This window comes from Micromonospora sp. NBS 11-29 (genome assembly GCF_002140155.1).
Lineage (GTDB): Bacteria > Actinomycetota > Actinomycetes > Mycobacteriales > Micromonosporaceae > Micromonospora.
The window spans coordinates 196575-210439 of sequence record NZ_NAPR01000004.1; the positions used below are offsets into that span (position 1 = coordinate 196575).

12 protein-coding genes and 1 pseudogene are annotated in these 13865 nt (G+C 73.7%); 6 read left to right on the forward strand and 7 right to left on the reverse strand.

Annotation, left to right across the window (positions count from 1 at the left end):
• Nucleotides 1–276, reverse strand: a 276-nt coding sequence (locus tag B1205_RS04935; protein ID WP_089154929.1) for a WXG100 family type VII secretion target, incomplete at its 3' end; no start/stop codon positions are given.
• Nucleotides 277–297: 21 nt separating this feature from the next.
• Nucleotides 298–615, reverse strand: a complete 318-nt coding sequence (locus B1205_RS04940; protein ID WP_089154930.1) for a WXG100 family type VII secretion target — start codon at nt 613–615, stop codon at nt 298–300.
• Between the two features lie 243 nt (nt 616–858).
• Here B1205_RS04940 and eccE point away from each other — a divergent pair, with 243 nt between their 5' ends.
• From eccE to rarD, 4 genes are all read left to right on the forward strand, one after another.
• Complete coding sequence (gene eccE / locus B1205_RS04945) at nt 859–2664, forward strand: type VII secretion protein EccE (protein WP_089154536.1); 1806 nt, start codon at nt 859–861, stop codon at nt 2662–2664.
• Between the two features lie 50 nt (nt 2665–2714).
• On the forward strand, nt 2715–3101 hold the full coding sequence (locus B1205_RS04950; RefSeq protein WP_089154537.1) for a phage holin family protein: 387 nt from the start codon (nt 2715–2717) through the stop codon (nt 3099–3101).
• Between the two features lie 84 nt (nt 3102–3185).
• The gene (locus tag B1205_RS04955) at nt 3186–3674 is read left to right on the forward strand and encodes a GNAT family N-acetyltransferase (protein ID WP_089154931.1); all 489 of its coding nucleotides are present in this window, start codon (nt 3186–3188) and stop codon (nt 3672–3674) included.
• Nucleotides 3671–4585, forward strand: a complete 915-nt coding sequence (gene rarD, locus B1205_RS04960) for an EamA family transporter RarD (RefSeq protein ID WP_089154538.1) — start codon at nt 3671–3673, stop codon at nt 4583–4585. The genes B1205_RS04955 and rarD overlap by 4 nt, the downstream gene beginning before the upstream one ends.
• Nucleotides 4586–4594: 9 nt before the next feature.
• Here the strand turns inward: rarD and B1205_RS04965 are convergent, their stop codons facing one another.
• Nucleotides 4595–5281 carry an anti-sigma factor family protein gene (locus B1205_RS04965; RefSeq protein WP_089154539.1) on the reverse strand — a complete coding sequence of 229 codons (687 nt, stop codon included), beginning with the start codon at nt 5279–5281 and terminating at the stop codon, nt 4595–4597.
• A complete protein-coding gene (locus B1205_RS04970) occupies nt 5278–5772 on the reverse strand; it encodes a sigma-70 family RNA polymerase sigma factor (protein WP_026268457.1) in 495 nt (164 codons plus the stop codon). Before B1205_RS04970 ends, B1205_RS04965 begins: the two co-directional genes overlap by 4 nt.
• Before the next feature lie 270 nt (nt 5773–6042).
• On the opposite strand from B1205_RS04970, the gene B1205_RS04975 reads away from it, so the two are divergent.
• Nucleotides 6043–8166, forward strand: coding sequence for a PhoX family protein (locus B1205_RS04975; RefSeq protein ID WP_089154540.1), 2124 nt, complete (start codon nt 6043–6045; stop codon nt 8164–8166).
• Nucleotides 8167–8240: 74 nt separating this feature from the next.
• Here B1205_RS04975 and B1205_RS04980 read toward each other — a convergent pair whose 3' ends face one another.
• A complete protein-coding gene (locus tag B1205_RS04980; RefSeq protein ID WP_089154541.1) occupies nt 8241–9023 on the reverse strand; it encodes an IclR family transcriptional regulator in 783 nt (260 codons plus the stop codon).
• Nucleotides 9024–9176: 153 nt separating this feature from the next.
• Here B1205_RS04980 and B1205_RS04985 point away from each other — a divergent pair, with 153 nt between their 5' ends.
• Nucleotides 9177–10358 carry an MFS transporter gene (locus tag B1205_RS04985; RefSeq protein WP_089154542.1) on the forward strand — a complete coding sequence of 394 codons (1182 nt, stop codon included), beginning with the start codon at nt 9177–9179 and terminating at the stop codon, nt 10356–10358.
• 874 nt (nt 10359–11232) lie between these two features.
• On the opposite strand, the gene B1205_RS04990 is transcribed toward B1205_RS04985, so the two are convergent.
• Together B1205_RS04990 and nuoN are read right to left on the reverse strand one after the other, a co-directional pair.
• Complete coding sequence (locus tag B1205_RS04990; RefSeq protein WP_089154543.1) at nt 11233–12273, reverse strand: polyprenyl synthetase family protein; 1041 nt, start codon at nt 12271–12273, stop codon at nt 11233–11235.
• Between the two features lie 90 nt (nt 12274–12363).
• Nucleotides 12364–13807, reverse strand: a pseudogene (gene nuoN / locus B1205_RS04995) (NADH-quinone oxidoreductase subunit NuoN).
• Between the last annotated feature and the right edge of the window lie 58 nt (nt 13808–13865).

Sequence of the window (13865 nt, forward strand, 5' to 3'; positions counted from 1 at the left end):
GTTGCGCTTCTCGGTGTCGAGGTAGTCGGCCGCGGAGTCCTCCACGGCGAGCTTGATGTCGCGCAGCATCACGTGCAGGTCCTGGGAGGCGGCCCGCCAGCGGGCCTGCCGCTGCTCGTACGCTTCGCGCGCCTCGCCGGTCCAGCTCGCCACCAGGGGCGCGGCGTCCCGTTCGAGTTGCCCGAGTTGACTGTCGAGGGTGGTCAGTGCCCGTTGGATGTCGGCGCCGGCCTGTTGCAGGGCGGCGAAGTTGACGACCAGCACACCGTGCTCCATGGGTTCGATCCTTCCGATGGTCTAGAGCGGCAGCTGGATGCCGCGGTTGGTGCCGGCCACCCGGCCGGCGGCCTCGGTGTCGGCGGTGTCGTACTGGCGGCCGGCGGTGCGGATCGCGCTCGCGGTCTCGCGCAGGGCGCGTTGCAACGCCGCCTGGTCCTGCGCCCACTGCTGCTTGACCTGCTCGAACGAACGCCCACCGGCGCCGCGCCAGGCCTGTTGCAGCACCTCCAGCTCGGCCATCAGGCCGCTGAGCATGGTTTGCAGCGACTGGTCGGCCTGCTCGAACTTCGCGGCGGTCTGCTGCATCACCGCGGCTTCTGCCTGGGTCTGGGACATCCCGGACGTCACCTCGTCTCCTCGGTCGTGGCTGGCCACCGGTGTGACCACCGTGGACTCGTCGACGCGGCGCTCGCGGCCGCCGGAGGGGGAGGGAGACGGCGGGCGCACGCGTGACGGTTTTCGTCGCTGACGGTAGCCGCACCGGTCCGGTTCTGCTACCCCTCCGGGCTCCCCTGTGGACGACGTCGTCACTACGATGAGCCACGGCGGCGTCACCCGGCGGCCGGGCGAGGAGGTGCGGTGACCGCGACCACGACCGGGCAACCCGCGTCCACCCCCGTTCCGGCGCCACCGTGCGGGCGTGTGCGGTCCACCCGCGTTCGCGCCGGTCAGGTGGTGGCGACGCAGGTGGCGCTCGCCGTGCTGGTGGCGGCCGTCGGCCGGGGGGTGGTGGTGACCGCCGTCGCGCTGCTGTCGGCGACGCTGCTGCTTCCGGTCGCCTGGGTCCGGGTGCGGGGCCGCTGGCTCCACGAGTGGCTCGGCGTCGTCGCGGCGTACCTCAGCCACCGCCGCGCGCTGCCCCCGGCCGCCGATCCGGCGGCGCTGCTGGAGCTGGTCGGGCCGGGCACGGTGGTGCACGCCGCGGAGCTGGCCGGCGGCCCCGCCGCCGTGCTGCACGACGCTGCCGGGTTGACCGCGCTGCTGGAGCTGGGCGACCCGGACGACCTGCTCGGCGATCGTTCGCGGGCCCTACCGGCCCCGCTCGACCTGCTTCCCCCCGCCGGGCCGGAGAGCCCTCCGGTCCGGCTGCAACTGATCTTCTCGGCGTCGCCCGCACCCGCACCGGGCGTGGCGGCCGCTCCGGCCGGCACGTCCTACCGTCAGCTCACCGACGGCCGGCTGGCCGGGCGGTCCCGGGTGGTGCTGGCCCTGCGGGTGCGGCGGGCCGACGGCTGGTCGGACGAGGAGTTGCTGCGGGCGCTCGCCGGCACGGTCCGGCGGACGGTCCGCCGGCTCGGTCCGCTCGGCGGCCGGCCGCTGGGTGTCCCGGCGGCGCTGCGGGTGATCGCCGAGCTGGCCCACCACGAGGCCGGCGTGCCGGCCCGGGAGACCTGGTCGCGGCTCAGCGTGGGCGGGTTGCCGCAGGCCACCTGGCGGCTGCGCCGCTGGCCGGACCCGCCGGGCGAGGCGGCGCGGGGGCTGGTGTCCCGGCTGCTGGCCGTGCCGGCCACCGCCACCACCGTCGCGCTCACCGTCGGCCCGCGCACCGAGTCGGCACCGGTCGCGGCGGAGCTGACCGTACGGGTCGCCGTCGACACCGTGGCGGAGCTGTCGGTGGCCGAGCGGGCGCTCCACCGGGTGGCCGGGGCGGCGGGCGGGGAGCTGCGCCGCCTGGACGGCGAGCACCTGGCCGGGTTGTCCGCCACGTTGCCGCTCGCGCTGGTCGGTGGCGCCACACCCTCGGCCGGTGCGCCGCCGGACACCCTGGACCTGCCGGTCGGCGGGTCCGGGCTGATGGTGGGCGCGGACCGGCGTGGCCGCCCGCTCACCGTACGGCTGTTCCGGCCGACGACGACCCGGGTGCTGCTGGTCGGCGGCGTGCCGGCGGCCCAGTTGCTCGCGCTGCGGGCGCGGGCGCTCGGTGCGCGGGTGGCGGTGCAGACCACCCGGCCACGGGCCTGGGAGGCGTTCGTCCGGGGCAGCGGTGGGCCGGGCGGCGCGGTGCCGCTGCTTCCGCCGGGGCGACCGGTCGGCGGCACGCCCGGTTCGCCGCTGCGCCCCCTGCTGCTGGTGGTCGACGTCGGGTCGGTGCCACCGGCGGTCGGCCCGGCGGTGGCCTGGCAGGCCGTGCTGGTGGTCCGGGACGAGCTGACTCCGGCGGACGCTCCCGCGCTGGCTCGCGCCGACCTGGCCGTCCTGCAGCCCCTCGACCCCGGCGAGGCCGCGTTGGCCGGCACGGCGCTCGGCCTCGGCGGCTCCGCCGACTGGCTCACCCGGATCCGGGACGACATGGTGGCGGTGGTCAACCGGCGGGCGCTGCGATGGGCGTTGCTCTCGCCGACGCCGGTCGAGTCGCAGCTCGTGGGGCATCCGGTCCGTCGCTGAGGTGCCGGCACGGGTTCCGCCGGTGGAACCGGCGTGGCACGATCCCGGCCATGGATTTCCTGAAGGGTCTTCTGATCCGGGTGGCCTCGACGGCGGTGGCCTTCTGGCTCGCCACACTGCTGATCCCGGGCATCACCCTCGACTCCGGGTCCGCCACCGAGACGGTGATCACGCTGGTGCTGGTGGCGGTGATCTTCGGGGTGGTCAACGCGGTGCTCCAGCCGATCATCAAGACCGTGGGCTGCGGCTTCTACCTGCTGACCCTCGGCCTGATCGCGCTCGTGGTCAACGGCCTGCTGTTCCTGCTCACGAGCTGGATCGCCGGGGAGGCCGGGCTGCCCTTCCACGTGGACGGGTTCTGGCCGGCGGCGGTGCTGGGCGCGCTCTTCGTCGGCATCGTCACCTGGCTCCTCGGCGCTGTCCTCGACCGCGACTGACGGGCCCGGGACGGTCGGGCCGCCAGACCAGTGGGCGGGAATTGGCTGGTGAGCCGCGCGGGGGGCGGCACTACCCTCGGCCGGGTGTTCACCGTGACCCGCACCGACGGCTACCAGCTCAGCACCGACCCGGCCCGGCTCGACCTCCCCCGGGTGCACACCTGGCTCGCCACGGACGCCTACTGGGCGCTCGGCCGCGACCGGGAGACGGTCGAGCGCGCGTTCGCCGGCTCGATCGGCTTCGGCGTCTACCGGCCCGGTGACGGCCGGCAGGTCGCGGTCGCCCGGGTGGTGACCGACCGGGCCACGTTCGCCTGGCTGTGCGACGTCTACGTGGACCGGGCCGAGCGAGGTCGCGGGCTGGGCACCTGGCTGGCCGGCGGCGTCCGCGACGCCCTGGCCGAGCTGGGCGTACGCCGGATCGTGCTGGCGACGCTGGACGCGCACGGGGTGTACGCGAAGATCGGCTTCCAGCCGCTCGCGGCGGAGCGGTACATGGAGTTGGACCAGCGGGTGACCCCGGTCACCGGAAAGGACCCACAACCCGGCTCGCCACTTACAGTGGAGCGGTGAACCAGCTCCGCCTCGGCTACCTGTACGGCGTCGGCGCGTACCTGCTCTGGGGTTTCTTCCCGATCTACCTCAAGCTGCTCCGCCCGGCCGGGCCGGTGGAGATCCTCGCGCACCGCATCGTCTGGTCGGTGGCGTTCGTGGCGCTGCTGCTGGCCGCGATGCGGCACGTCGGCTTCCTACGCACGCTGGCCCGGCGGCCCCGGGTGCTGGCCGGCATCGCGATCGCCGCCGCGCTGATCGCGGTCAACTGGGGCACCTACATCTACGGAGTGAACTCCGACCGGGTGGTGGAGACCGCCCTCGGCTACTTCATCAACCCGCTGGTGTCGGTGCTGTTCGGCGTCGTCGCGCTGCGGGAACGGCTGCGCCCGGCACAGTGGGGGGCGCTCGGCGTCGGCGCGCTCGCCGTGGCGGTGCTCACCGTCGACTACGGCCGGCTGCCCTGGCTGGCGCTCACGCTCGCGTTCAGCTTCGCCAGCTACAGCCTGGTCAAGAAACGGCTCGGCCTGCCCGCCGTGGAGGGGCTGTTCGTCGAGTCGGCGGTGCTGGCGCTGCCCGCGCTGGCGTACCTGGCCTGGCTGTCGACGCGCGGCGACCTGACGTTCGGGCACGTCTCGGCCGGGCACACCGCGCTGCTGGTGGTGGCCGGCGCCGCCACCGCGATCCCGCTGCTGTTCTTCGCCGGCGCGGCCAACCGGCTGCCGCTGTCCACGCTCGGCATGCTGCAGTACCTCGCCCCGATCCTCCAGCTCGGCTGCGGCGTGCTCATCTTCCACGAGCCGATGCCCCCGGCCCGCCTGGCCGGCTTCGCCCTGGTCTGGCTCGCCCTCGTGGTCTTCACCGTCGACGCCCTGCGTCAGTCCCGCCGCCGCACCCGAGCCGCCACCCCCGCCCCCGTCCCCGCAGCCTGACCCACCCGGTCACCGAAGGTCGTAGGCGAGGATGGGGGTGTCGGGGTTGCGCAGGAGTTCCAGGCGGACCAGCTCGCCCCGGGTGAACCGGGTGACGCCGGAGAAACGCAGGTCGTCGCCGGGGGCGGCCAGCCAGGAGCCGACCTGCTCCGTCGCGCCGTCCGGGCCGTGCGCGACCAGCCGGAACGTGTACGCCTCACGGTGCCCGGCCCGCCGGTCGTAGCCGCAGTGCATGGTGACCTCGGTGCCCCACGGCGTCTCGGTCAGCCCCACCTCGGCGTGCACGGGCGCGCTCCCGGCGACCGGCCGCATGGAGGTCAGCGCCACCGGACGGGTGGCTGGCTCCACGGGTGACCGGACCACGGCCACCCCGACGCCGGCCAGCACCGCGAGCGCGGCGGCGAGCGCGGTCAGCGCGTACCGTCGGCGGGAGCGGGACCGGTCCCGACGCCGCCGCTGCCGCGCGGCGTCGAGCAGCGCGGGCACCCGGTTGGTCTCCGGGCCGACCTCCAGGAACTGCTCCAGCCCGGCCGGGTCCAGCCGGCCCAGCAGGCCGGGCAGCACGGCGATCTCGGCCACCGCCTCCCGGCACCGCGCGCATCCGGCCAGGTGCCGCTCGTAGGCGACACGGTCCGCCGGGGCGAGGGCACCCAGCACGTACGCCCCGTCGTCGTGCGCGAACTCGCAGCGGGTCACCCGGTCACCCCCATCTCGGCCAGCGCCAACCGTAGTGACCGCAACGCGTAGTGGGTACGCGACTTCACCGTGCCCGGGGGTACGCCCAGCCGGGCGGCCGCCTCCGCCACCGACCGCCCCTGGTAGAAGCACTCGACCAGCACCTCGCGGTGAGTCGGGCTGAGCCGGTTGAGCGCCTCCGCCACCGTCCACGCCTCCACCGCGCGCTCCGTCTCGTCGACCGTCTCGGCGGTCTCCGGCAGCTCGTCGGTGTAGACCTCGCCGACCCGGGCCGAGCGGCGACGCCAGGCGTCGATGGCCAGGTTCCGGGCGGTGGTGAACAGCCAGGCGCGGACCGAGCCACGCCGCGGGTCCAGCGACTCCGGGTGCCGCCAGGCCCGCAGCAGCGTCTCCTGCACCAGGTCCTCGGCCCGCGTCCGGTCGCCGTTGACCAGCCGCAGGGCGTGCGCGTACAGCGCGTCGGCGTGCTCGTCGTGCAACGCGCGCAGCAGTTGGGCGTCGTGGTCGCTGATGGCGGTACCTCGCTTCCGCGGTGGGAAGACCGGCGACGCGTCCGCCCGTACCCGGGCGTTGCGTCCGCCCTTCCATACGTGCCGTGACGCCGAACGGTTCATCCGCAGGTCAGGGCGGAGCTGTTCACGCCCGGTTCACGTTCGGGCCGGCACCCGCTCACCGTGCCCTGGCACCGTCCGGCAGGTACGCGCGCGGGCCGGCGGCCCGGGCGCCTTCCCCTCACCCGTCCGATCAGGAGGCTCCACCCCATGAGCGACCGTCCTCGCCTGCTCCCGCTGCTGGGCGGCCCCCGCCACGGCAGCCGCGACGCGATGACCTGTCTGTACCGGTGCGGCAACGCCTGCGACCACCCGGTGCCCAACCAGTCCGACAACCCGTACTTCGGTGACCTGGTCGACGCCGAGGTGTCCCGGCGCGGTGTGGTCCGGGCCGGCGCGGTCGGCGCGCTGGTGCTCGGCTTCGGCGGCGCCGCCGCGGGCGCGCTCGCCGGCGCCGCACCGGCCGCCGCGGCGCCCGCCGGCCCGGCCGCGCCCGCCGCGGGCGGGGCCGCCGCCGGCTCCGGCCGTCCGGGCAGCGGCGCGCTGACGTTCAAGCCGATCCCGCCGAACAAGCTCGACACGCTGGTCGTGCCGAACGGGTACGACCACTCCGTCGTCATCAAGTGGGGCGACGAGGTCGTGCCCGGCGCGCCCGCGTTCGACGTGCGTCGGCAGACCGCCGCCGCCCAGGCCAAGCAGTTCGGCTACAACAACGACTTCGTCGGGGTGCTGCCGATCGACCGCAAGCGGGCGCTGCTCGTGGTGAACCACGAGTACACCAACGAGGACCTCATGTTCCCCGGCTTCACCAGCCAGGACGCGCTGACCGTCGAGCAGGTGCGGGTGGCGATGGCCGCGCACGGCATGTCCGTGGTCGAGCTGGAGCGGGTGGCGGACACCGGGCAGTGGCAGCCGGTACGCCGCGGCCGGCGGGAGTACAACCGCCGGGTCACCGCGCTGGCCACGAAGTTCGACCTGACCGGCCCGGCCGCCGGCTCGGCCTGGCTGCGTACCGCCGCCGACCCGAAGGGCCGGACTGTCGTCGGCACGCTGAACAACTGCGCGGGCGGGGTCACCCCGTGGGGCACGGTGCTCTCCGGCGAGGAGAACTTCAACCAGTACTTCGTCGGTGGCGACGGCGCACCGGAGGAGCTGAAGCCGAAGCTGGCCCGCTACGGCATCCCCACCGACGTGCGTCACCCGAGCGGCAGCCGCAAGTGGGAGCGCGCCGACGAGCGCTTCGACCTGGCGAAGCACCCGAACGAGGCGCACCGGTTCGGCTGGGTCGTCGAGATCGACCCGTTCGACCCGCAGGCCCGCCCGCGCAAGCACACGGCGCTGGGCCGGGTGAAGCACGAGGGCGCGAACGTCATCGTGGCCCGCAGCGGGCATGTGGTCGCGTACATGGGTGACGACGAGCGGTTCGACTACCTCTACAAGTTCGTCTCGGACAAGAAGTTCATGCCGGGCAGCTCCTGGGTGGCCCGCAAGCACAACCTGACGCTGCTGGAGTCGGGCACGCTCTACGTCGCGGCGCTGGCCGGCGACAGCCCGGCCGGTGAGATCGACGGCAGCGGCACGCTCCCCGCCGACGGTGGCTTCGACGGTCGCGGCCGGTGGATCAAGCTGGTCAGCGGCAACCGCTCGTACGTCGACGGGATGACCGCCGCCGACGTGCTCACCTTCACCCGGCTCGCCGGCGACAAGGTCGGCGCGACCAAGATGGACCGTCCGGAGGACGTGGAGCCGAGCCTGCTGACCGGCAAGGTCTACGTGGCGCTGACGAACAACACCGACCGGGGCAAGGCCGGCAAGGCGCCGGCCGACGAGGCGAACCCGCGCAACGCCAACAAGCACGGGCAGATCCTGGAACTGGTCGAGGACCGGGGCGACAACACCGCCGAGACGTTCACCTGGTCGCTGCCGATCGTGTGCGGCGACCCGGCCGACGCCTCGACCTGGTTCGCCGGCTACGACAAGTCGAAGGTCTCCCCGATCTCCTGCCCGGACAACGTCGCCTTCGACGCCACCGGCAACCTCTGGATCTCGACCGACGGCAACGCGCTGGGCAGCAACGACGGCCTCTTCGCCACCGCCGTCGAGGGCCCGGAGCGGGGGCACCTGAAGCAGTTCCTCACCGTGCCGCTCGGCGCGGAGACCTGCGGCCCGTTCATCACCAGGGACAACCGTTCGGTGTTCGTGGCCGTGCAGCACCCGGGTGAGGTCACCGGCGCGTCGGTGGAGAGCCCGGCCTCGACCTGGCCGGACGGCGACTTCGCCAAGCCCGGCGTGGTCGTCACCTGGCGGCTGGACGGCGGTCCGGTCGGCAGCTGAGCCGTTCCCCCGGGCGGTCCGGCGCTGGACCGCCCGCTGAGGGGGCCGTCGTCCAGCCAGGACGGCGGCCCCGCTCAGTTCTCGGTGGCGATGCCGTCGGCGATGGCCCGCGCGGCGGTGAGCAGCTTGGCCCGGACCACCCGGGCGGAGGTCATCATCTCGCCGGCCGGCAACGCGCAGGCCAGCACCACCCGCCGCTCGATGTCCTTGTCCGGGGTGACCAGCACCGCCGCGCACGCCACGCCCTGCCGGAACTGGCCCAGCTCCAACTGCATCCCGCGCCGGTCCCCGGCGGCCAGGTCGGCCTCGAACGCCTCGGCGGTGGTGAGGGTGGCGCTGGTGAACGGACGCATGCCGTATTCCCGCAGGTAGCGGAAGCGTTGCTCGGGGGTCAGCGTGGCCAGCAGGCTCTTGCCGAGGGCGGTCGCGTGCGCGCCCTCGTCGAAGCCCGGCACCAGATCCTCCAGGTAGGGCGAGCGCGGCCCCTCGGCGCAGGCGGTCACCGCGACCTGCCCACCCACGAAGCGGCCGAGGTAGTGACTCCAGCCGGTGTCCGCCGCGGCCCGCCGCAGCGCCTCACCGACCGCCGGCGGCCCCCGGAACGCGGTGACCAGCTCGCGGTAGCGGTCGGCCACCTCCAACCCCACGATGTACGTCCCGTCCTCGCGCCGGATCACGTAGCCCTCGTAGGCCAGCGTGCGCACCAGGTGGTAGGTGGTGGCGACGGTCAGCTCGCAGCGGCGGGCGATCTGCTTCACGGTGAGGCCCCTCGGCGCACGGCCGACCGACTCGAGCACTCGAAGCGCGCGGGAGACACTGCGGATCAGGTCCGAAGGTTCCGCCAGGGGGTCGCGCACAACCACCTCCGCCGCCGGGGACTTACACCATATGAAAAACAGGCCGAGTGCGAAATGCCTGTTCGGATCGAGGATGCCAGATCACCGGACACAGACCGTGCATCGACAGACACGTTCAGCAGCGAAAACGGGGTCGGCGTAGGTTGGCCGACGATGACCGAAACAATTTCGCGAACCAGCCCGCCGGCGGCCGGCGGCGCCGTCCGGGTCGCGGCCGGCGCCACCGTCACCACCATCGCCTGCGTCCTGCCGGTCTTCCTGGTCGGCGGGCTGGCCGTGCAACTCGGCGCGGAACTCGGCTTCAGCCCGACCGGCCTGGGCCTGGCCGTCTCGGTCTACTTCGGCGTCAGCGCGCTCGCCTCGGTACCCTCCGGCGCCCTGGTCGAGCGGTACGGTCCGGCCCCGGTCGCCCGGGTCGCCATCGGGCTGGCCGCCGGCTCGCTGCTGGCCGTCGCGGCGCTGGCCCGGTCGTACCCGGTGCTGGTGGCACTGCTCGCGGTCAGTGCCGCCGCCAACGCCCTCGGCCAGCTCGCCAGCAACGCCGCGCTGGCCGCACGCGTGCCCCCGCACCGGCAGGGGCTCTCCTTCGGCGTGAAGCAGGCCGCGATCCCCGTCAGCACGCTGCTGGCCGGCGCGGCGGTGCCCACCGTCGCGTTGACCGCCGGCTGGCGCTGGGCCTTCGTGGCGGCCGCCGGGGCCGCGCTGGCCGCACTGGCCGCCGTACCCCGGTCGGATCGGGACGGACGCGCCCGGACCGCCTCCGCCGGCCGCGGCGGCGGCACGCTCGCGCTGGTGGTGGTCGGGCTGGCCGCGACGCTGGCAGCCGGCGCGGCGAACGCGCTGGGCACGTTCCTGGTCGACTCGGCCGCCGGACGGGGCCTCTCCCCCGGCCTGGCCGGCCTGACGCTGACGCTCGGCAGCGCGGTGTGCGTCGCCGCGCGGGTCGGCGTCGGTTGGCTGGCGGACCGCCGGGCGAGCGGGCACGTCCCGGTCATCGCCGGGCTGCTGGTGGCCGGCTCGGTGGGGCTGCTGCTGCTCGCGGTGGCCGGCCCGGTGCCGCTGGTCGCGGGCGTGGTGCTCGGCTTCGGGCTCGGCTGGTCCTGGCCCGGGCTGCTGAACTTCGCGGTGGTCCGGCTCCACCCGCAGGCACCGGCCGCCGCCACCTCGATCACCCAGACCGGGGTGTACGCGGGCGGCTGCCTGGGCCCACTCGGCCTCGGCGCGCTCGCCGGCGCCGCAGGCTACCCGATCATGTGGCTCACCACGGCCCTGCTCATGCTCCTGGCCGCCCTGCTCATGCTCCTCGCCGCCCGCCGCCTCGCCCACCCCACCTGATCACCCCCGTCCGTCACCGGAAAGCCCAGCCTTCTTCCACGACACCGATCGTGTGACGCGCCGATCCACAGGCGCGTCCCGCCGTGCCCATCGGATCCGGCCCGCTCAAGCCACCCCGCCGGGCCGGTCGGGCCGGTCGGGCGGACGGTCAGGCCGTTAGTGATCGACACCGGTTCGCCGAAGTGGTCGTGTCAGAGCCGCCGGATGTAGCCACTTCCCCGAACTGGCGACCCGAAGATCATCACAGTGCCCGACTTGCCCCTATTGCTGGGCGGCGAGCGGCGAGCGCCTCCCCCCAGCGCCTGGGGCGTAGGCATAGGTCGCTCGCCCTCCTCGCACCCCGGCTCGACGAGCTGATCAACACCGGACCGCCGAAACGGTCGGATCAAAGCCCGCCGGATGTCACCACTTCCCCGACCTTGACGGCCCGAAGATCATCACAGTGCCCGACTTGCCCCCATTGCCGGGCGGCGAGCGGGGAGCGGCCCCCCGCAGTGCCTCGTGCGTAGAAATACCTCTCGCACCCCGGGCGGACGGGCTAATCAACACTGGATCGCCGAAACGGTCACGTCAGGACGCGCCGCATAAAGGCCACTTCCCCGAGCCGGCCGAGTGCCGGGCCGCCGAAGCGCCGACTCCGAGCCAGAAGAGCAGCCCCCCAAGTTCGATATACCTGGATGTCATAATTATGACACTGAGGTATACCGCGCAGCTCGACACGCCCGGAGGATCCCGTCGGGACAGCCGGCAACACATGGACCCCTCCGGGGGCGGCGAGCCTCGCGCCCGGCCCTCGGCACGCCCGGTTCGGGAGCGGCGGGAGGGCGACGGAGCGGATGGGACGCCTGGCCGGAGTCCGGCCGACCGGAATGGGTCAGCTCGTGCGGTCGGCGATGTAGTCGCAGAGGGATTCGAGTGCGCGACGGGCCGGGCCCTCGGGGAGCGGGGTCAGGCGGGCGCGGGCGTCCTCGGCGTAGCTGCGCACCGTCTCCCGGGCGCGCTTGAGCGCCGGGGACTCGCGCAGCAGGCCGAGCGCCTCGGCGTGCAGCGCGTCGTCGACCAGCGGGCCGGTGGCCAGGATCTCGCGCAGCCGCACGCTGGACGCGTCCGCGTCGTCGCCGGCGAGCGCGTAGAGCACCGGCAGGGTGGGCACGCCTTCCCGCAGGTCCGTACCGGGCGTCTTGCCGGACTGCACCGACTCGCTGGCGATGTCCAGCAGGTCGTCGGAGAGTTGGAAGGCGACGCCGATGATCTCGCCGTACCCGGCCAGGGCCTCGATGTGTGCGGCGGACGCGCCGCCGAACATGCCGCCGAAGCGGGCCGAGGTGGCGATCAGCGAACCGGTCTTCTCGGCGATGACATGCAGGTAGTGCGCGACCGGGTCGGTGCCGCGCGGGCCGACCGTCTCGGCGATCTGGCCGTGCACCAGCCGGGCAAAGGTGCGCGCCTGCAACCGGACCGCTTCGGGGCCCAGATCGGCCGCGATGTCGGCGGCCCGGGCGAAGAGGTAGTCGCCGACCAGGATGGCCACCGAGTTGGTCCAGCGGGAGTTGGCGCTCGGTGCGCCCCGCCGCACGGCCGCCTCGTCCATCACGTCGTCGTGGTAGAGCGTCGCCAGGTGGGTGAGTTCCATCACCACGGCCGCCGGCACCACCTGGGCGGCGTCGGGATCGCCGAACTGGGCGCCCAGCGCCACCAGCAGCGGGCGGAACCGCTTGCCGCCGGCCTCGACCAGATGCCGGGCCGCCTCGGTCACCAGCGGGTCCGCGCTGGCCACGCTGGCCCGCAGATCCGCCTCGACGAGGTCGAGCACGCCCAGCACGGACGCTTCGACGCGCGGGTCGGCGAGGTGCAGGCCGAGCGCGCCGAACTGACCTGAACGCTCGCCAGCCGGGTTCACCACGCCATCAACCATGCCACACCCGTTCGACCTGCTCGGCGAGGGGGATACGAGCCGGGGGCCGGCACGCCACGGCGTACCGGCCCCCGGTGGGGACACGTCCCGTCATCGCACGAATTCGGCCGCGCCGGTGGTCAGGTCGAGCAGGGGACCGGGGACCACGCCGAGGACCAGCGTGGCCAGCACGCCGATGACCAGCGCCGCGGAGGTGAGCGCGCCCGGCACGGTCACCGTCGGGGTGGCCTCGCCCGGCTCGGAGAGCCACATCATCACCACGACCCGCAGGTACGGGAAGGCCAACACCATGCTGGTCAGCACGCCGGCGATCACCAGCCAGGTCTGGTTGGCCTCCAGCGCCGGCCCGAAGACCGCGAACTTGCTGGTGAACCCACTGGTGAGGGGGATACCGGCGAAGGCCAGCAGGATGAACGTGAAGATCGACGCGAAGAACGGCGAGCGGCGGCCCAGCCCGGCCCAGCGCGACAGGTGGGTGGCCTCCCCGTCGGCGTCGCGCACCAGCGTCACCACGGCGAACGCGGCGAGCACCGAGAAACCGTACGCGGCCAGGTAGAACATCGTGCCGGACAGCCCCTCCTTGCTCGGCGCCAGCACACCGACCAGCAGGTAACCGGCGTTCGCGATCGACGAGTAGGCCAGCAGCCGCTTGATGTCCGTCTGGGTGACCGCCAGCACGGCGCCGACCAGCATGGTCAGCACCGCCACCGCGCCGATCACCGGGGTGAAGTCCCAGGAGGCACCGGCGAAGGCGACGTGGAAGACCCGCAGCAGCGCGCCGAACGCGGCGACCTTGGTGCAGGCGGCCATGAAGCCGGTGACCGGCGTCGGCGCGCCCTGGTAGACGTCCGGCGTCCAGACGTGGAACGGCGCGGCGGCGGCCTTGAACAGCAGGCCGATGGCGAGCAGCGCCATGCCGGCGAAGAGCAGCACCTGGCTGGACGACGACTGGCCGACCGCCGCGTGCACGGTGGCGAGGTCGACGCCGGCCCCACGGCCCGGGATCCCGGCGGTGAAGCCGTAGATCAGGGCCACACCGAACAGGAAGAACGCCGAGGCGTACGCGCCGAGCATGAAGTACTTCAGCGCGNCAGCGAGAAGACCTCGAGCGAGATGAACATGGTGAGCAGATCGTTCGCCGCGACGAAGATCAGCATGCCGCCGATCGCGAAGGTCATCAGCGGGTAGACCTCGGTGGCCCCGCCCATGCCCTCGGCCTGCCTGCGGTCCTCGGGCGACTCGGCGGTGACCGCGGCGTGCGCCACGAAGGCGCCACCCCGCTCGACCGTGCGTTCGCCGACGAGCAGCAGCGCCATGGCGGCCAGGACCAGGATGGCGCCCTGGAGGAAGAGCGTCGGCCCGTCCACCGCGATGGCGCCACCGGCGGTGACCNGGCGAGCGCGAGCTGCACCGCGTTGCGCAGGCGGCGCGGCACGAACGCTTCGACCAGGACGCCGACCAGAGCCGCGCCCAGCATGATCAGGATGGGAGCGAGCGCCGCGTAGTCGATCGACGGCAGCTTCAGTTCACTCACAGTGCTGGCCTTTCGTTCGCGACTGCGGGGCTCACTCGCTCCGCTCGTTCACTCCTCG